The sequence below is a fragment of the Anabaena sp. FACHB-1391 genome, from assembly GCF_014696755.1.
In the GTDB taxonomy this organism is placed as follows: Bacteria; Cyanobacteriota; Cyanobacteriia; order Cyanobacteriales; family Nostocaceae; genus Dolichospermum; species Dolichospermum planctonicum.
In genome coordinates this window covers 1-18,692 of record NZ_JACJQS010000038.1, presented here as the reverse complement: position 1 = coordinate 18,692, position 18,692 = coordinate 1, and the positions used below count along the sequence as shown (strand labels likewise).

General features: G+C 37.4%; 15 protein-coding genes. 13 read left to right on the top strand and 2 right to left on the bottom strand.

The annotated features are described in order from the left end of the window. Nucleotides 1–150: 150 nt before the first annotated feature. The gene (locus H6F62_RS16395) at nucleotides 151–1,788 is read right to left on the bottom strand and encodes a serine/threonine-protein kinase (protein WP_242026049.1); all 1,638 of its coding nucleotides are present in this window, start codon (nucleotides 1,786–1,788) and stop codon (nucleotides 151–153) included. A gap of 281 nt (nucleotides 1,789–2,069) precedes the next feature. Here H6F62_RS16395 and H6F62_RS16390 point away from each other — a divergent pair, with 281 nt between their 5' ends. The 13 genes from H6F62_RS16390 to H6F62_RS16330 all read left to right on the top strand — a co-directional run bounded on the left by H6F62_RS16390 (nucleotide 2,070) and on the right by H6F62_RS16330 (nucleotide 17,652). Continuing rightward, nucleotides 2,070–2,612: a COP23 domain-containing protein gene (locus H6F62_RS16390; RefSeq protein WP_137907352.1), complete on the top strand. Its 543-nt coding sequence runs from the start codon at nucleotides 2,070–2,072 to the stop codon at nucleotides 2,610–2,612. 153 nt (nucleotides 2,613–2,765) lie between these two features. Then, entirely contained in the window at nucleotides 2,766–5,918 is a 3,153-nt protein-coding gene (locus H6F62_RS16385; RefSeq protein WP_190372501.1) for a serine protease, read from the top strand. 1,244 nt (nucleotides 5,919–7,162) lie between these two features. Continuing rightward, complete coding sequence (locus H6F62_RS16380; RefSeq protein WP_190372500.1) at nucleotides 7,163–7,702, top strand: hypothetical protein; 540 nt, start codon at nucleotides 7,163–7,165, stop codon at nucleotides 7,700–7,702. Nucleotides 7,703–8,152: 450 nt separating this feature from the next. Further along, the gene (locus tag H6F62_RS16375; protein WP_190372499.1) at nucleotides 8,153–8,806 is read left to right on the top strand and encodes a DUF3386 domain-containing protein; all 654 of its coding nucleotides are present in this window, start codon (nucleotides 8,153–8,155) and stop codon (nucleotides 8,804–8,806) included. 86 nt (nucleotides 8,807–8,892) lie between these two features. After that, complete coding sequence (locus H6F62_RS16370; protein WP_028084912.1) at nucleotides 8,893–9,123, top strand: NifU family protein; 231 nt, start codon at nucleotides 8,893–8,895, stop codon at nucleotides 9,121–9,123. A 106-nt stretch (nucleotides 9,124–9,229) separates the two neighbouring features. Then, the gene (locus tag H6F62_RS16365) at nucleotides 9,230–11,464 is read left to right on the top strand and encodes a glycoside hydrolase (protein ID WP_137907356.1); all 2,235 of its coding nucleotides are present in this window, start codon (nucleotides 9,230–9,232) and stop codon (nucleotides 11,462–11,464) included. 249 nt (nucleotides 11,465–11,713) lie between these two features. After that, on the top strand, nucleotides 11,714–12,700 hold the full coding sequence (gene hemB / locus H6F62_RS16360) for a porphobilinogen synthase (RefSeq protein ID WP_137907357.1): 987 nt from the start codon (nucleotides 11,714–11,716) through the stop codon (nucleotides 12,698–12,700). Nucleotides 12,701–12,899: 199 nt separating this feature from the next. Then, nucleotides 12,900–13,976 (top strand): GTP-binding protein, encoded by a 1,077-nt coding sequence (locus H6F62_RS16355; protein ID WP_190372498.1) that lies wholly within the window; start codon nucleotides 12,900–12,902, stop codon nucleotides 13,974–13,976. A gap of 127 nt (nucleotides 13,977–14,103) precedes the next feature. Next, nucleotides 14,104–14,751: a GTP cyclohydrolase I FolE gene (gene folE / locus H6F62_RS16350; RefSeq protein ID WP_137907359.1), complete on the top strand. Its 648-nt coding sequence runs from the start codon at nucleotides 14,104–14,106 to the stop codon at nucleotides 14,749–14,751. 153 nt (nucleotides 14,752–14,904) lie between these two features. Continuing rightward, the gene (gene hisI / locus H6F62_RS16345; protein WP_051289716.1) at nucleotides 14,905–15,279 is read left to right on the top strand and encodes a phosphoribosyl-AMP cyclohydrolase; all 375 of its coding nucleotides are present in this window, start codon (nucleotides 14,905–14,907) and stop codon (nucleotides 15,277–15,279) included. A gap of 20 nt (nucleotides 15,280–15,299) precedes the next feature. Beyond that, nucleotides 15,300–16,073, top strand: coding sequence for a GTP-binding protein (locus H6F62_RS16340; RefSeq protein ID WP_190372497.1), 774 nt, complete (start codon nucleotides 15,300–15,302; stop codon nucleotides 16,071–16,073). Beyond that, a complete protein-coding gene (locus tag H6F62_RS16335; RefSeq protein WP_190372496.1) occupies nucleotides 16,070–16,879 on the top strand; it encodes a metallophosphoesterase family protein in 810 nt (269 codons plus the stop codon). Before H6F62_RS16340 ends, H6F62_RS16335 begins: the two co-directional genes overlap by 4 nt. Nucleotides 16,880–16,923: 44 nt before the next feature. After that, nucleotides 16,924–17,652 (top strand): metallophosphatase, encoded by a 729-nt coding sequence (locus H6F62_RS16330; RefSeq protein WP_137907362.1) that lies wholly within the window; start codon nucleotides 16,924–16,926, stop codon nucleotides 17,650–17,652. An 849-nt stretch (nucleotides 17,653–18,501) separates the two neighbouring features. Here H6F62_RS16330 and H6F62_RS20740 read toward each other — a convergent pair. Next, nucleotides 18,502–18,692: hypothetical protein (locus H6F62_RS20740; RefSeq protein ID WP_206755834.1), on the bottom strand; the 191-nt coding region annotated here is incomplete at its 5' end.

Here is an 18,692-nt window from a genome sequence, read left to right as displayed (position 1 = left end):
TGGAGTAATAAGTCGTCAGTTGTCGGTGTTTTTTATCTGTAACCTGTAACCTGTAACCTGTAACCTGTAACCTGTTCCCTGTTCCCTGTTCCCTGTTCCCTGTTCCCTGTTCCCTGTTCCCTATTCCCTTTTTTTGTAATTAAGACTTAATTACCAGATTGGACTTATGGGTTTGTCAGAGGTGGGTTTTTCCAGTCTAAAGGATTTAATTATAGTGTCTTCCACAGTTTTCGCAAACTCTGGATAGGATTTGTCTTCAGCGCGATAGGTAAGAATATAGGCTTTTTTACCATTAACAATCCATACTTGCATTTCTTGGAAATTTAGCTTGTGGATATTGTCTCTGAACTCATAAACTACTTGATAACCTTGTGTTTCACCAAGTTGTATTTGTCCAGATTTGATAATTTTCGCATTTTGTCCTAATGCTTCAATTTGTCTGATAGAAAACTTAGTATAATCTGCCAAAGTCTCCGACTGGAATAACTCATCTATAGTGATAAAAAACTCTGGAGTTAGAGAAGATGAGATCATATTTTTGGGAATAATTCGCGTTAATTTATCTATGGCTGGCGTTTCTTGCCAATTTTTAGGATATTTAAACTTAATCCCAGATTTTGCATATTCTACTACCTCTACTACTTCTACTACTTTAGTTGATGATTGCAAATAACTATTAACACCTATCACACCCGCAATTATTGGAATTATTAAAAACACCGATTTGATCAGTAAAGGTTGTAATGTTTTAAGTTGTTTAGGAATAATTGTCGTTGGTTCAGTCCGTGGTGTAGTTATTCGATATTCATTTACAGCCGTCATAACTTCTGCTGCTGACTGAAAACGGTGTCTAGGGTTAACCTTGAGCATTTTATCTAAAATATTATCTAGAGAAGGGCTAATAATTTTACTAGCTTGTTGTCGCCAATTTCGGTAATTATTGTTAAGGTAATCAACGGGAGTTGTACCTGTGAGTAACTCCAGACAAGTAACAGCCAAACTATATAAATCACTAGACGGATAAACTTCTCCTATTCTTCCTTCTTCCCTTTGTTCAGGAGAAGCGTACACCTTTGTAAAAATAGGTAGAGATTTTTTTATATTTGTTTCACCAGAAACAACTTGTTTCACCGCCCCAAAATCAATTAAAAATAGTTCTTGTGTTGCTGTTTCCCTAACAATATTACTAGGTTTAATATCTCGATGAATAGAATTTTGGTCATGAATAAATTGTAAAACCGTTAAAATTTGCTTTAAAAAATCTAAAATCTCTGTTTCGGAAAAACGACCTTTTCTTCTGAGTTCCTGAGATAGATTTTCACCCTCAATATACTGTTGTACTAAATATTTAAACTCAAGTTCTTCTTGTTGACCAAAAGCAGGAGCGGTAAAGGAAAAATAATCATATAAACTGGGAATATTCCCGCTCTTATCACCTAAAACTTCTAAAACCTGAGCTTCTCGTTCAAAAGCTGCTTTGATTCCTTCAACAATTTTGTCAACAATTTCCGGGTTCTTATATTCTTCTCGAATTTCATCAATTTTAATATTCAGTCGTTTGATTACACATTGACGCTGATTCACAGAATCTAAATCAATAGCTTGAAAAGTAGCACCAAATCCTCCTTTTCCCACAGGTTTAATAGTTTGATAATGTCCTCTTTTCCCCCTTAATATTAGAGGCATTCCACAAGCTTGACAGAATATTCCCGACGTAGTGTGAGGGTCTGGAGAGTCGGGAAAACGGTTTTCGGGACTAGGGCAGTGCGGTCGGGTACAATAGTACATGATAGAGGTACAGGATTAATCCATCAAGTTGGATTGTATCATAAAATTAACTTCCGAGTAAATATCTGAATATTTTCAAAAGATTAGTATATAATCAATTATGTGTGTATCAAGTAGCCTTGCTGAATTGAGACATGAAAATCAAAAATTCCATGTCTCAAACTCCCCGTCTCCGCGCCTCTGGGTGAGGAAAATTCATATTTTCACTCACCAACACCTATAAAGTTTAAATAAAAGTAGCACCATAATCACCAAAATTCAGTAATCAAAGGTCAAACATTATGCAACTACCAGCATTAACTAATACCTTAGCATTCACCGCATTAACAGTTACCCTGAGTGTTAACCCCGGTTTGAGTCAAGAGATTCCCAAGCAAGAAGTTAGTTTTGCTTGTCGTTCAATTTCTTACCAAGGTAATACGGAAAGAGTTCCCACTACCATGGCCTTCGTTCCCGACAAAAAACCTAACCCTTATGTACCCATAATTGCTTGGAAATCTGACTCCTTTCCCAGTAGCGAATGGACTCCTAAAAGACGCTGTGAACAAGTAAGTAAAAAATTCCAGCAATTTTACGAACAAGGCCGATTAGATTATTTAACTACCGGTAGGTTGAATGGTTTGGGAGTTATCTGTGCGGCTAAACCTGGTGAATGCAATAAAAACAATATTTTATTTAGCGTCAGACCAGGTGTAAATCCCACTACAGTTCTAGCTGAACTTGAGGATATCAGAGAAGGTAGAACTTCAGACCTAACTTGGCAAAATTCAGGTGAAAATACTTACTTAAATCTGGGTGAATATCTCAAAAATATCTCTAAATAACAAAATACCCCACCCTAACCCTCCCCTTGCGAAGGAGAGGGGACAGGATTCCGGTTTCCCCCCTTTACGGGAAGTAAACTCCGGTTTCCCCCTTTTACAAGGGAGGATTAAGGGGGGTAAATCACTACTGATAAAAACACTATTTAACTAATCATGAAACGTCAAATCGCTATTATCTCCTGCTTACTGCTGCTACCTTATCCAGTGTCAGCAATAGAAACCCAAACCAAGACAACAAAACTACTTACACAGACCTCACAAAGGTGCAAATTACGACCAGCAGACCCAGAAAACGGTATTTATTCAGACCCACAATTACAAACCATTGCTAAACAAATTACAGTTAGAGTCAGAGACAAAGAAAGAGGCGCTTCCGGGACAATTTTCGCTAAAAAAGGTAATTCTTATTTAGTAGTGACTAATTCCCACGTTGTCAGAAGAATTAATAATATCAATATTATCACAGCCGATGGTCAAAAATATGCAGCTAAGATTTTACCTAATACTAACTTTGATAAATTCGATTTAGCCATAGTAGAATTTACATCTAATCAAAAATATTGTTTACCATCAGAAATTGCTGACAGAATCGCCTCCTTTGATATTAACTTAGAAACACCAGTTATGGCCGCAGGATATGCTGTATCTGAGGATAAATTAGTATTGACAACAGGAAAAGTACAACAAATAATTTCTCAACCGAGTTTAAAAGATGGTTATGAAATTGGCTATACCAGCGATATTCAACAAGGAATGAGTGGCGGTGCAATTATTAGTAATACAGGAAATTTAATAGGAATTAATGGGATTAGTTCCTATCCTTTGTCCAATACTGCTTATATTTATACCAACGGAAAACGCCCCACAAATACAGAAATTCAGGAATTTAGAAAACTGAGTTGGGGAATACCCATTAAAACCGTTTTAGGTCAGGTCAAACCAGAAGTTCTCACCGCTTATAATTTACCTATACCAGATATTAAACAGACAATAGCAGAAGTACCATTAACAGGGTGGTTAGGAGAATTAGAAGCAAAAGCTAAACAAATTACCGTCAGAATTGATAGCAGTAGCGGTAGGAATGGTTCAGGAATTATTATCGCTAAACAAGGAGATATTTACACCGTTTTAACTGCTGCTCATGTAGTTTGTAAACCACCAGATAAAGTAGGACCATGTGAGCCAAATACTTATAAAATCCTCACAGTAGATGGTAAACAATATCCCGTAGAACCCAGCACCATTAAATTAGAAGCAGGGGTAGATTTAGCAGTAGTTAAATTCACCAGTGGGGAAAATTATCAAGTTGCGACTTTAGCAAATTATCCCACTAAAGATGATGAATATATGTTCACGGCGGGTTATCCCAGGTTAGGAGAAAAATCACCTTGGCGGTTCACATTGGGACAAATTTATAGTAAGGAAACAGGATTATTAACTACTACCCAATCAGATTTTAACAATAATAGTTCTGGTACAGCCCAAGCAGCAGCTTCTTTAACAGGAGGATATGAATTAGTTTATAGTAGTATCACCTTTGGCGGTATGAGTGGGGGACCTGTTTTAGATTCCCAAGGGCGAGTCATTGGTATTCATGGCAGAACTGAGGGACAAGCTGCTATTGATAATAATAGTAGTAGTCAAGAAACTATCCAATTAGGTAATAGTTTGGGTATTCCGGTGAGTACATTTTTGGCATTAGCTACCCGACTGAATACCCAAGCCCAAAAGATAGAAACCACCCCAACACCAGAACTAAATCAACAAAAAGTTAAGTCTATTCAAACAGCGATTTTATCAGTAGATGTTTCCCAAGGCAATACTACCGCCAGTCAATGGTTAGAAAGGGGAAATCAACTGTGGCGGTTAGGTCGTTATCCAGAAGCAATACAGGCTTTTGACGCAGCAATTAAGCAGAAACCAAAGTTTATTCACCTGGCTTATTATGGTAAGGGTTTGGCGTTATATTGGAGTGGAGACTATCCAGAGGCTATAACTGCATTACAGCAAGCGGTGAAGTCTCAACCTAATTTTGTTCCTGCTTGGGATAATTTAAGTTTAGTTTATAGAAAATCAAACCAACTGGATAAAGCCTTAGCAGCCATAAATCAAGCCATTCAACTCCAGCCCAATAATCCTAATTTGTATAATGAGAAGTATTTAGTTTTAAGGGATTTAAAAAGATATAAAGAAGCAGCAGCAGCGATAAATAAAGCCATTGAACTTAGTCCCCGTGCAGCATTTTACACCAACCGGGGAATTGTCCGTGCTGAATTAGGAGATAAGCCAGGAGCAATAGATGATTACAACCAAGCTATCAAGATTAATCCTAACTTAGCCCAAGCCTACAACAACCGGGGAACTGTCCGTAATGAATTAGGAGATAAGCAAGGAGCAATAGATGATTACAACCAAGCTATCAAGTTTAATCCTAACTATGCTGGTGCCTACTACAACCGGGGAATTGTCCGTTATGAATTAAGAGATAAGCAGGGTGCAATAGATGATTTCAACCTAGCTATCAAGTTTAATCCTAACTATGCCCAAGCCTACATCAACCGGGGAATTGTCCGTGATGATTTAGGAGATAAGCCAGGAGCAATAGATGATTACAACCTAGCTATCAAGATTAATCCTAACTATGCCGATGCCTACTACAACCGGGGAAATGTCCGTAATGAATTAGGAGATAAGCCAGGAGCAATAGATGATTACAACCTAGCTATCAAGATTAATCCTAACTATGCCGATGCCTACTACAACCGGGGAAATGTCCGTAATGAATTAGGAGATAAGCCAGGAGCAATAGATGATTACAACCTAGCTATCAAGATTAATCCTAACTATGCCGATGCCTACTACAACCGGGGAAATGTCCGTAATGAATTAGGAGATAAGCCAGGAGCAATAGATGATTACAACCAAGCTATCAAGATTAATCCTAACTATGCCCTAGCCTACAACAACCGGGGAAATGTCCGTGATGAATTAGGAGATAAGCCAGGAGCAATAGATGATTACAACCTAGCTATCAAGTTTAATCCTAACTTAGCCCTAGCCTACAACAACCGGGGAATTGTCCGTTATCAATTAGGAGATAAGCCAGGAGCAATAGATGATTACACCCAAGCTATCAAGATTAATCCTAACTATGCCCTAGCCTACGTTGGACGGGGATATGTTTATTATCAACTTGGTGACAAACAAAAAGCCAGAGAAGACCTGCAACGAGCAGCGCAATTGTTCATGGCTCAAGGGAATACTGCCCTTTATGAACAAATAATGGCTTTATTAAAAGGGTTGTAGGGAGTTTCTTTGGTGATGTTAATTGTGATTTTGTCTGAATCAGGATGTCCAGGATTTAAGGATTAACAGGATGTGATTGTGAGATTTTCCCTCTTTCCCTGGTTCTGCTGGGGAATGTTCACAGGAGGCTTTGGATGATAACAATAATATTTTGTCAGAATCAGGTGGTTATCGAGCGAAGTCGAGATAATGTCCAGGATTTAAGGATTAACAGGATGTGATTGTGAGATTTTCCCTCGTTCCTTGGCTCTGCTGGGGAATGCTCACGGGAGGCTCTGCCTCCACTATATTTCCCTCGTTCCCTGGCTCTGCCGGGGAATGCCCACGGGAGGCTCTGGATGATAACAATAATATTTTGTCAGAATCAGGATGTCCAGGATTTAAGGATTAACAGGATGTTTGATAATGGTTGGGTTGATGAGTTTTTGGGAATGTTTGATATCTGTTTTTCTATGAGCCTGTTAATAACATGACTATATATGGCGACACAGATTCCCACTATAATTCAATGATAGGCTAAATTCAGAACTTTGTCAAGAGGTAGTTAAGGATAATTTTGACAGACAATATTGAGATAATGAAAATCCTGTACATCCTTAAATCCTGAACATCCTGATTCTGACAATTAATATGTTAAAATAACAGTAAATACCCATCCTGTACATCCTTAAATCCTGGACATCCTGATTCTGACAATTAATATGTTAAAATAACAGTAAATACCCATCCTGTACATCCTTAAATCCTGGACATCCTGATTCTGACAATTAATATGTTAAAATAACAGTAAATACCCATCCTGTACATCCTTAAATCCTGGACATCCTGATTCTGACAATTAATATGTTAAAATAACAGTAAATACCCATCCTGTACATCCTTAAATCCTGGACATCCTGATTCTGACAATTAATATGTTAAAATAACAGTAAATACCCATCCTGTACATCCTTAAATCCTGGATATCCTGATTCTGACAATTAATATGTTAAAATAACAGTAAATACCCATCCTGTACATCCTTAAATCCTGGATATCCTGATTCTGACAATTAATATGTTAAAATAACAGTAAATACCCATCCTGTACATCCTTAAATCCTGGACATCCTGATTCTGACAAAAGAATTTTTGGGGTATTGTTAGGAGTGTTTTAATTTGATTTTAGATTTCTAATTTAATGGATATTAATCAACAAAAGGAACAATTTAGCATCACATACATTAGGGCGATCAAAGATTTGCCATGAAAGTTACTATCAAAGATAGTCAAATACTCACAACAGTTCAACCTGATATTATCCAGACACACCTGCAAGCTACAGGATGGCAAGAAACAGGAAGAATTTATAATGATGCTGGGGCAATTTGGCGATTAAAAAAAGACACCGCAGATGGATATGAAATTTTGCTACCTCTCCAACATAATTTAGGAGATTATGCTGAAAGAATTAGCGATATTTTGAAAACATTAGAGATAGTAGAAAATAGAGATCAATTTGATATTTTAAGCGAATTTATCACCAATTATCCTAACTTTACTGTTCAAGGTGTTGTCATGCAAATCGCCACTCCAGAAATTGATAAACTGAGAGGAGAAATTACATTATTAGGTGCAGTGTTTGAGAAATTAAAAGAAATTAAAACAGTTTTAAATAATCAGGATTATATCTTAGCTATTAAAGCTTATCAAGAAAGGTTGCCAATTCACTGTATAGGTGATTTAGTCAAAGAAGATAATCATTTTATTCTCAACAATCCGCAAAATTTACAAATTAATGGATGACTGTTAATGATGTAATTAATTAAAATTTTGTCTGATAGCGAAGCGTGGCGTAGCCATATCAGGATGTCCAGGATTTAAGGATTAACAGGATGTGATTGTGAGATTTTTGGTTTGTCTTTGCGTCTTTAGGTGAGATAAAAAGGCCAGCAGAATTGATTGTATAAAAGATTTACATTTTTGCGTCTTTGCCCCTTTGCGACTTTGCGCGAAACATAACACACAGGAACACACGAAGAGAATATTATTTTTATCCTGAAAATCCTCAAATCCTGGACATCCTGATTCTGACATTTTAATTTATGCTATTTTAGAAGTAGACTAGGTAAATATAATCCTCTGGAAAGCTGCCAATTACCACATCCCACGTAAAAACACAAATATATTTCTGTATAATTTAAAAAACAACAACTTTGCATTAAACTATTAGAGAAGTGCAGTCAAAGTGGTGATATGGCAATTCAGTCAACAGCAGAAACTTTATTTCAAACTGCTTATGAAAGTCGTTACACTTGGGATGAGAATTTTCCTGGCTATGCTGCCAATGTGCAACTGCTACAGGAAGGTGAGGTTTATAGTGGTAAGATTCAGATTGACCCCAGCCTGAATATACAAGTTACAGAAGTCGCAGATCAACAAATAGCAGCAGGAATTGATATTCAGTTACAGGAAGTAGTTACCCGCTGTCAAAAAACCAGTTTTTTAGATTCCTATGGTCAACATCAGTTTATTTTAGGTGAGTCTGTAGAAAATGATGGGGTAATGGTTTTTGTCAAGGGTGGGAATACTGATTCTCACTATCAAATCCGTAACCAAAAAATATATCAAGAGGTTCGGGTTATGGGTCGTATGGCCTTGGAGATGAATTATGATGATTTTCTAGCTACAGACTGCGGTTATATCCCTTCTGCTTATCATGTGGTTTTTCGTAATTCGCAAACAGGTGATGTTAATAGCATTCTCAAATTTACGGATACATATCAAAAGTTTGGTGATTATTACATTTTGACAAACCAGGTAGTGGCAGAGTATGAAGACGGAAAAACTGAAACTCCGCAATCAATTACTGAGTTTGTTTATTCTCAGATTCAGTTAAGTGACAACTGAAAACGGACAACGGACAATTATCAGCCTAAACTAGATCATTAGCAACTCGGATAATTACCAATTTATCAAGAAGTAGGACAGGAACAATGCAATTAACGCTAGAAAATGTAGAAACCGTACTAGATGAAATGCGCCCTTATCTCATTTCTGATGGTGGTAACGTAGAAATTGTCGAATTAGATGGACCAATTGTTAAACTCCGGTTACAGGGTGCTTGTGGTTCTTGTCCCAGTTCGACTATGACTTTGAGAATGGGTATTGAACGTCGTCTCAAGGAAATGATTCCTGAAATCTCTGAAGTAGAGCAAGTTATCTAACCCGTGAGTAATTGGTAATTGGTGATTGGTAAGATATTCCTATTACCCATTACCCATTACCCATTACCTATTACCTATTACCTATTACTACTCTTTTATAAATCTTATGTCTCATCCTCTCCACGTTGCATTTATCTGGCATCAACATCAACCTTTGTACAAGTCTCCTGAAAATGGCAGTTCTCTGGTGACTAGTCAACAGTATCGCTTGCCTTGGGTCCGTTTACATGGAACTAAGGATTATTTGGATTTAGTATTATTGTTAGAAAAGTATCCTAAGTTGCACCAAACGGTAAATTTAGTACCTTCTTTAATATTACAACTGGAGGATTATGTTGCGGGTACGGCTTTTGACCCCTATTTAACTGCTAGTTTGACTGCTGTGGAACAGTTGACCCGGGAACAAAAAGAGTTTATTATTCAACATTTCTTTGATGCTAACCATCATACTTTGATTGATCCCCATCCTCGTTATGCCCAGTTATATTATCAAAGACAGGAACAGGGACAGCAATGGTGTTTAGCAAACTGGCAATTGTCAGATTATGGTGATTTACTAGCTTGGCATAATTTGGCTTGGATTGATCCTTTGTTTTGGCATGACCCGGAAATTGCTGCTTGGTTAGAACAAGGACGTGATTTTAGTTTAGGCGATCGCCAGCGCATTTATTCCAAACAGCGGCAAATTCTCAGTCAAATTATTCCCCAACATCGGAAAATGCAGAAAAGTGGTCAACTAGAAGTTACCACGACTCCCTATACTCACCCCATTCTGCCTCTATTAGCTGATACCAACGCGGGACGGGTAGCAGTGCCGCAGATGACATTACCTAAACAGCGGTTTGGGTGGGTAGAAGATATACCGCGACATTTACAAAAATCCTGGGATTTATATATAGATAGATTTGGACAAGAGCCTAGAGGTTTGTGGCCTTCGGAACAGTCCGTTAGTCCAGAAATTTTACCGTATATTATTAAACAAGGTTTTAAATGGATTTGTTCAGATGAAGCGGTTTTAGGCTGGTCATTAAAACACTTTTTTCATCGCAATGCTGCGGGAAATGTACAGCAACCACAATTGCTTTATCGTCCCTATCGTCTGCAAACTGCTGCTGGTGATGTATCTATAGTTTTTCGGGATCATAGGTTATCGGATTTAATTGGTTTTACCTATGGATCTATGCCGGCAAAGAAAGCAGCAGCGGATTTAATTGGACATTTGCAAGCGATCGCTAAACAACAAAAAGAAAGTGACGATGATCAACCTTGGTTAGTGACAATTGCTCTAGACGGGGAAAATTGTTGGGAATTTTATCCCCATGACGGTAAAGACTTCCTAGAAACACTATACGAAAGTTTGAGTCATGAACCCCACATCAAACTTGTCACCGTTTCGGAATTTATTGACCAATTCCCTCCCACCGCAACCATAAAAAGTGAACAACTCCATAGCGGTTCTTGGGTAGATGGCAATTTTACCACATGGATAGGAGACCCGGTTAAAAACCGCGCTTGGGACTATCTCACCGCAGCTAGACAAGTATTAGCAAATCACCCGGAAGCTACAGAAGAAAACAACCCCGCAGCCTGGGAAGCCTTATATGCTGCTGAAGGTTCAGATTGGTTTTGGTGGTTTGGAGAAGGCCATTCTTCTAATCAAGATGCCATTTTTGACCAATTATTTCGGGAACATCTGCACGGTATTTACAAAGCCTTAAATGAACCTGTGCCACCCTATCTCCACAGTCCCCTAGAAATCCATGCAGCCCGTTTAGACCACAGACCAGAGGGATTTATCCATCCTAACATAGATGGTAAAGGTGATGAGCAAGATTGGGATAGAGCCGGACGGATAGAAGTGGGTGGTGCGAGGGGAACAATGCACAGTAGTAGCACTGTTCAGCGTCTTTGGTATGGTGTAGACCATTTAAACTTTTACGTGCGGGTAGATTTTAAAATCGGTGCTGTTCCCGGTCGGGACATACCACCAGATTTACACCTATTCTGGTATTATCCTGAGCGGACAATGGTGAATAGTTCCATACCTTTAGCTGAAGTACCAGATACAGCACCCTTAAATTATCTATTTCACCATCATTTAGAAGTGAATTTACTGAGTCAGTCGGTGCAATTTCGAGCAGCAGGAGACAATCATTTATGGTATCCTCGTGCTACTCGCGCTCAAGTTGCTTTAGATTCTTGTCTAGAAATAGCAATACCTTGGGCTGATTTGCAAGTTCCTCCCGATTATCCTCTACGGTTAATTTTGGTGTTATCTGATGATGGTTGTTTTTCTAGTTATGTGCCGGAAAATGGTTTGATTCCTATTGATGTTCCTTAGTGGTAATTCCCGATTTTGATCGGGAATTCTGGTTTTTGTTTCGCGCAGATTCCCTCCAAACAGGGAGGAAAATTACAGCAGTTATCCGTTTATGAAGTACAGATATTAATGATAAAACTCTTGTGGTGCGGGCAAGATGCCCGCACAAAGTGTACCTCACTCAAAGCTACTTGCTGTAAAATCAAATTAATTGGTGGTGGGGTGAACGGGATGATTTATAATAATGGTTATCATTTTGGTTAATCTTATATGTCGTCTCAAAGCTTGCTTAAACGTCCCCGCCGTCTGCGTCGTACTGAAACTCTACGGAGGATGGTACGGGAAACAATTTTAACTGTGGATGATCTGATCTATCCCGTGTTTGTCATGGAGGGGGAAGGGGAAAAAGTAGAGATATCTTCTATGCCCGGTTGTTATCGTTTTTCTCTGGATTTACTCCTGAAAGAAATGGCCGAAGTGTCACAATTGGGAATTAATGCTGTAGCAATTTTCCCAGTAATTCCAGAGGAAGACAAAGATGAAACAGGTTCAGAAAGTTACAACCAGCAGGGATTAGTACAGGAAACGGTTAAAGCCATTAAAAAGCTAGTCCCGGAAATAATTGTCATTACTGATGTCGCTCTTGACCCTTTTACTACCCATGGTCATGATGGTTTAGTGGATGAAAATGGAATTATTCTTAATGACCCCACTATAGAAGTTTTGGTGAAAATGGCACTTTCTCAAGCAGAAGCAGGAACTGATTTTGTTGCCCCTTCTGATATGATGGATGGTAGAATTGGGGCAATTCGTCAAGCTTTAGACGCTGAAGGTTATATAAATGTGGGGATTTTAGCATACTCGGCTAAATATGCTTCTGCCTATTATGGACCATTTCGAGATGCTTTAGATTCCGCGCCCAAATTTGGTGACAAAAAAACCTATCAAATGGACCTGGCTAACGCTAAAGAGGCTTTAAAAGAAGTTAAACTTGATATTGCTGAAGGTGCGGATATTATCATGGTAAAACCAGCTTTGGCGTATTTAGACATTATATGCCAAGTAAAATCAGCCACAAATTTACCAGTTGCAGCTTATAATGTTAGTGGTGAATATGCAATGATTAAAGCGGCCGCTCAAAAGGGTTGGGTTGATGAGAAAAAGGTGATTTTAGAGACTTTAACCAGTATGAAACGGGCTGGTGCTGATTTAATTTTAACTTATTTTGCCAAAGAAGTGGCTTTGATGTTGAGTTAAGGTTCTATTCAGGAAGTGGCAAAGATTTTTTGGCAAATAAATGACAAAATCATTCACATTCACACTTTTTTGTGTTAACTTGATAACGGTTATCATTTTGGTGAGCTATGGTCAGTTTATTCAGTATGACAAGGAAAAACTTGTCTTAAAAATTCACTTTTACCGTACTTTTTTTGTCAAGTAAAACCCATATTTTCAGATGAATACAATCAGTTTAAACGCAAAAAATGCAATTCCTGAAATACCCAAAAGAGGAATGCCAGTAACTATAATTACAGGGTTTCTAGGAAGTGGTAAAACTACGCTTTTAAATCAGATTCTTCAAAACAAACAAGATTTAAAAGTCGCTGTCCTCGTCAATGAGTTTGGTGATATTAACATTGATAGTCAATTACTAATTTCTGTAGATGAAGCTATGATGGAACTTAGTAATGGCTGTATATGTTGTACAATTAATGATGGTTTAGTTGATGCGGTTTATCGAGTTCTAGAAAGGGAAGATCCCATTGATTATCTAGTTATTGAAACTACAGGTGTTGCTGATCCTTTACCAATCATTTTAACTTTTCTGGGAACAGAATTGAGGGATTTAACTAACCTAGATTCAATTATTACAGTGGTAGATGCTGAAGCCTTTGATGAAAAACATTTCGATAGTGAAGCAGCTTTAAGACAGATTACCTATGGAGATATTATTCTCCTCAATAAAATAGACCTTGTGAAGCCAGAAAAAATACAAGAATTAGAAGATTTTATCCATGATGTCAAAAGGGGAGCGAAAATTTTACATACTCAATATGGTGAAGTTGCTTTACCATTGATTTTAGATGTGAGTTTAACACCAATACATAAGTATATTGTCACTGATGATGAAGATCGTCATAAACATGACCATAAACATGAACATGACCATAAACATGAACATAAACATGAACATAAACATGAACATGAACATGAACATGAACATCATCATCATCACTCCGATCATTTAGATAATGATGGGTTTGTTTCAATTTCTTTCCAAAGTAATAAACCATTTGATGTCCATAAGTTTGAGCATTTTTTGACTGAAGAAATACCGAAAAATGTATTTCGTGCTAAAGGAATTTTATGGTTTAGTGATAGTGAGTTGCGTCATATCTTTCAACTCAGTGGACCTCGTTACACTTTGCACGCTGACGAATGGCCTAATCAACCTAAAAATCAGGTAGTTTTTATTGGTAGAAAATTAGAGGCTAGTGAGATTCATGCAAAACTTAACGAATGTTTGTTATAGTTAGGTTAGAAGTCTTCATTAATTCTCAAATTCATCAAATCAAATTTAGTTAATAGCTATTTATAAATATAGTTTATAAATGAAACTATTAACTTTGCTCATAAATCATCCCCATTAACCTAAAAAAATGACTTTATCTATTCGTCCAGAGCTAAATTCTACTGCTGACATTTCATCCTTATATCGGCAAGAATTACCAACTGTAACAGAAGCTGATATGAGACAAGCTGTACGCACTTTGTTGATTGGATTGGGAGAAAATCCTGATAGAGAAGGGTTAAAAGATACTCCCAAAAGAGTTGTTAAAGCTTTAAAGTTTCTGACGAATGGATATCATGAATCTTTGGATGAACTATTAAATGGAGCAGTTTTCACGGAAGATGCTAATGAAATGGTTTTAGTCCGGGATATTGATCTTTTTAGCTCCTGTGAACACCACATATTACCGATTATTGGTCGCGCTCATGTCGCTTATATTCCTAATGGTAAAGTCATTGGTTTATCAAAAATTGCTCGCATTTGTGAAATGTATGCTCGACGTTTACAAGTACAAGAACGGTTGACTTTACAAATTGCTGATGCAGTGCAAGGTTTACTCAAACCTAAAGGGGTTGCAGTGGTCATTGAAGCAACTCATATGTGTATGGTGATGAGAGGAGTGCAAAAACCAGGTTCTTGGACTGTTACCAGCGCCATGCGTGGTGTGTTTTCTGAAGACGCATCTACTCGTGAAGAATTTATGAATTTGATTCGACACAATCCTAACTTTTACTAAAGGCCTTTTTTGAGATAAATTTGGTTGGTATTATGTAGAGATAAGATATATCTGTCTCTACATGATGAATTATCAATCCTGAATTTATTAGAGGTAAAAAGAAAAATATTTGACCGCAGATAAACGCAGATAAACGCAAATGATGAGAAATAAATGATTAAGATAAAATTCGATTTAGCCAATACTACTGAAATGATTGAAAATTTGAAATTTAATGAGCAGGGCTTAATTCCAGCCATAGCTCAAGATTACTACGATGGTACTGTTTTAATGATGGCTTGGATGAATGCAGAATCAATTGTCAAAACCCTAGCTACAGGTGAAGTTCATTATTGGAGTCGTTCTCGCTCCCAATTATGGCATAAAGGAGCAACATCTGGACATATTCAAAAGCTAAAGGAGCTTTTTTATGACTGTGATGGTGATACAATTCTTGTTAAGATTGACCAAGTTGGTGATCAAGCCTGTCATACTGGAGCAAGAAGTTGTTTTTTTAATTCTGTGGAAATTTTGTCAACCTATACATAATTTTTATTATTAGTTTACTCATGAATACGCCCATGATTACTGTTGTGGCTGGATTATTTGGATCTGGCAAAACTACCTGGATTTGTCAAGAGATTCGAGAGATTATATCTTCTAAAAAAGTAATTTATTTTAGTCTGGGAACGGGTAATATTCCCATTGATCAAACTAAAATAGCTACTGATTTTCCTGATTTAAAAATATTTAGTGATGGTCAAGAAATTGAATTTATTGATCATATCCCTACCGCAGATAGTGTTTATATCGAATTAGGTTCTTATCTAGAGTTAAAGGCTATATCAAAAATATTAGGTAATTTAAATTACCGCGCGGTGGCAATTATCCCTCCCGATTTGAAAAACTCTGAATATGATCATTGGACAAAGGAAATTATATATGGTGCGCCAGTCCCAAGTATAATTATAGAAAATCTATGGCGAGTAGAAACTACAGGTCAAGTTATAGATGAAAATAGTTTAGAGGAATTTTGGTATGAAATAACTCATGGTGCTTATGGTATTGTTACTCGCGCTAAGGCAATTTTTGATGTTAATGACGGACGTTCCCTTTACTGTGATTTTGTTTCTGGTGTTCCCCAAATAGACTTTTTAGAATTAGATTTACCACGACATTTACAAGGAAGACCTCAACGATTTAGTGGGATAGAAATAGTAGGAAAAAATCTAGCTGAAACAGCCTTAAAAGAAACATTATTAGATTGCTTTTTGTCTGAATCATTAATTTTTCAATATCAACAACAGGTACAACAAATTTTACTAGAAGGTCAAGAAGTATGAAAATAGCTGTTATGTCATGTATTCATGGTAATTATGAAGCTTTAGATGCTGTACTATTAGATATTGACCAGCAAAAAGCCGAAAAAATCTTTTGTGTTGGTGATTTAGTGGGATATGGACCGCAACCAAATGCTGTAATTGATAAAATTCGCTCTTTAGATATTCCTACTTGCGCTGGTTGTTGGGATGAAGATATTGTAGAGGGATTAAACGCTTGTGATTGTAGTTATCCTTCAGTATTGGCAGAAAAAAGAGGAATTAAAGCTCACCAATGGACAAATCAGGAAATTAACCCAGAAAATCGGGAATTTTTAGCTAATTTACCCTATAGTCTACAATGGCAAAATTTGGCCTTTGTTCACGGTAGTCCCCATAGTAACCATGAATATTTATTACCAGAACTTGATGCTTTTGTGGCTTTAGAACGGGTACTTTCTACAGGTTCAGATGTGCTATTTTGTGGACATACTCACGTTCCTTATGCTCGTGATCTGAATTCTGGTGAGTTACAAATTGAAGTTGATACTCAAGGAAAATCACGTAAAATAAATTTTTTATCTCCTCTGAAAAAGATTGTTAATGTAGGTTCTGTGGGAGAACCACGTCATGGACGACCAAATGCAACTTATGTAATTTACGAAACCGATAATCAAGCGGTGACTTTACGAGAAGTTACTTATGATTATCAAAAAACCTGTGCAGCAATTATCCAAAAAGGATTACCAGAAATTTTTGCTTGGCGCTTGGCTCATGGCTTAGAATACGCAGAACGCGCAGATGATCCAACTCATGTTTGTACCAGATAAAATCTAAAATCTAAAATCTAAAATCTAAAATCTAAAATCTAAAATTGATTATGTGGGCGATTTTGAGTGGAATTGAAGGAAATTTGTCAGCCTATGAGGCTGTAATGGCTGATATTAAACGTCAAAGCCGTTATATAGAGGCATTATACATTATCGGTGATTTAGTCGGTCCAACACAGGAATCTGAAGGGTTGGTACAAAGAGTCAAATCACTGCGACGGGGTGAATTAGCACCGATGATTTGTAAAGGATGGTGGGAAGAACAATGTTTAATTTTACATGGTTGGGGACCAACCGCAGACGCACCAGAATTGATAGCAAAATATGGAGGTGACACTGTACAAAGATTGTGGGATTGTGTTTCTCGTCAAACAGTACAATGGTTGCGATCGCTCGATTTTGGTTTTTTTGAGTTAGATTGTTTATTAATACATGGTTCAACCGTGGGTGTGAGTGAAGAACTTAATCCCCAAACTCCTCCCATACAAATGTTAGATAGATTATCACGGATGCAAGCGAATAACCTCTTTTGCGGTCGTTCTGGTTTAACCTTCCAATACAAATTACAAGGGGGTTCTATCAACAGTAAAATTACCACTCTAGATAGTCAATTTTCCCCAGAAATAGTCACCACCGGTTCCCGTCAAGTAGTTGGGGTAGGAAATGTGGGACGAACCCCAGGAGAAGCTACTTACACTATTTATCATCCAGGAACAAATCAGGTCAAATTTAAAACCATATATTATGGACAACGTAGAGGGTTTCAAAAGTAGGGGTGTCCCCATTTGGTCAGAGATTATCGTTAAGCTGTTACGCAGCTAAATTGTATAATCCTAAATCTGTACTTCATAATACTGGGAACTGCTGTATTACCTATTTTCTTGGGGGATAATTTTTGTTATTACTTTCTGTCCAGAATTACCTCCTTTAACCACAATATTTTCTGTTTCTAAATTACCAATGGCTGTTTCTCCTTGAAAAGTTAAAGTTCTCCGGTACTTATTATGCTAAACCGAGAAGTTGAGAGAAGGGAACTCTTAACTCTTAATTGGGAACAGTTTTAACTGTCTGGATATCCTCCTGCCTGTCGGCAGACACGGCAGACACGGCAATTTTCCAAATCCGACAAAGAAAAATGCAATTCATTTTGAAACACCATTAGCCAAAACCTGGCACTTTTTTGTGGTAAAAATCCGCGAAACCCTTTGTTAATAAATGGTTTTAGGTTTATATGGCTAACGCCACGCTACGCTATCAGCAAGCCTCAATTATTTAATGATAGTTCTTCCTCGTCGGTTCTATGATAACATTTTTAAAATTAATTGTCAAGCCCTAATTCTACTTTTTTCGCGGGATTTGATGAGGAGATAAATTACAGCAAGTAGCTTTGAGTGAAGTACATTTTGTGCGGGCAAGATGCCCGCACCACAAGAGTTTTATTATTAATATCTGTATTTTGTGAATATCGGGAACTGCTGTCACTATGAAGTGATGAAGGACATGATGGTTAGGTGCGTTACGCAATGCTAACACACCCTAGGATGTTTTCTGATTATTTGATGATAGTTCTTCCTCGTCGTTTCTATGATAACATTTTTCAAATCAATTGTCAACCCCTAAATCTACTTTTTTCGCGGGATTTGATGAGGAGATAAATTACAGCAAGTAGCTTTGAGTGAAGTACATTTTGTGCGGGCAAGATGCCCGCACCACAAGAGTTTTATTATTAATATCTGTATTTTGTGAATATCGGGAACTGCTGTCACTATGAAGTGATGAAGGAGATGATGGTTAGGTGCGTTACGCAATGCTA

What these genes read in the sequence shown, in the direction of transcription:
- H6F62_RS16355 (WP_190372498.1), top strand. Translation starts at nt 12,900, where the DNA reads ATGAATACAATCAGTTTAAACGCAAAAAATGCAATTCCTGAAATACCC.
- H6F62_RS16370 (WP_028084912.1), top strand. Translation starts at nt 8,893, where the DNA reads ATGCAATTAACGCTAGAAAATGTAGAAACCGTACTAGATGAAATGCGC.
- hemB (WP_137907357.1), top strand. Translation starts at nt 11,714, where the DNA reads ATGTCGTCTCAAAGCTTGCTTAAACGTCCCCGCCGTCTGCGTCGTACT.
- hisI (WP_051289716.1), top strand. Translation starts at nt 14,905, where the DNA reads ATGATTAAGATAAAATTCGATTTAGCCAATACTACTGAAATGATTGAA.
- H6F62_RS16335 (WP_190372496.1), top strand. Translation starts at nt 16,070, where the DNA reads ATGAAAATAGCTGTTATGTCATGTATTCATGGTAATTATGAAGCTTTA.
- H6F62_RS16390 (WP_137907352.1), top strand. Translation starts at nt 2,070, where the DNA reads ATGCAACTACCAGCATTAACTAATACCTTAGCATTCACCGCATTAACA.
- folE (WP_137907359.1), top strand. Translation starts at nt 14,104, where the DNA reads ATGACTTTATCTATTCGTCCAGAGCTAAATTCTACTGCTGACATTTCA.
- H6F62_RS16385 (WP_190372501.1), top strand. Translation starts at nt 2,766, where the DNA reads ATGAAACGTCAAATCGCTATTATCTCCTGCTTACTGCTGCTACCTTAT.
- H6F62_RS16340 (WP_190372497.1), top strand. Translation starts at nt 15,300, where the DNA reads ATGAATACGCCCATGATTACTGTTGTGGCTGGATTATTTGGATCTGGC.
- H6F62_RS16380 (WP_190372500.1), top strand. Translation starts at nt 7,163, where the DNA reads ATGAAAGTTACTATCAAAGATAGTCAAATACTCACAACAGTTCAACCT.
- H6F62_RS16365 (WP_137907356.1), top strand. Translation starts at nt 9,230, where the DNA reads ATGTCTCATCCTCTCCACGTTGCATTTATCTGGCATCAACATCAACCT.
- H6F62_RS16375 (WP_190372499.1), top strand. Translation starts at nt 8,153, where the DNA reads ATGGCAATTCAGTCAACAGCAGAAACTTTATTTCAAACTGCTTATGAA.
- H6F62_RS16395 (WP_242026049.1), bottom strand. Translation starts at nt 1,788, where the DNA reads ATGTACTATTGTACCCGACCGCACTGCCCTAGTCCCGAAAACCGTTTT.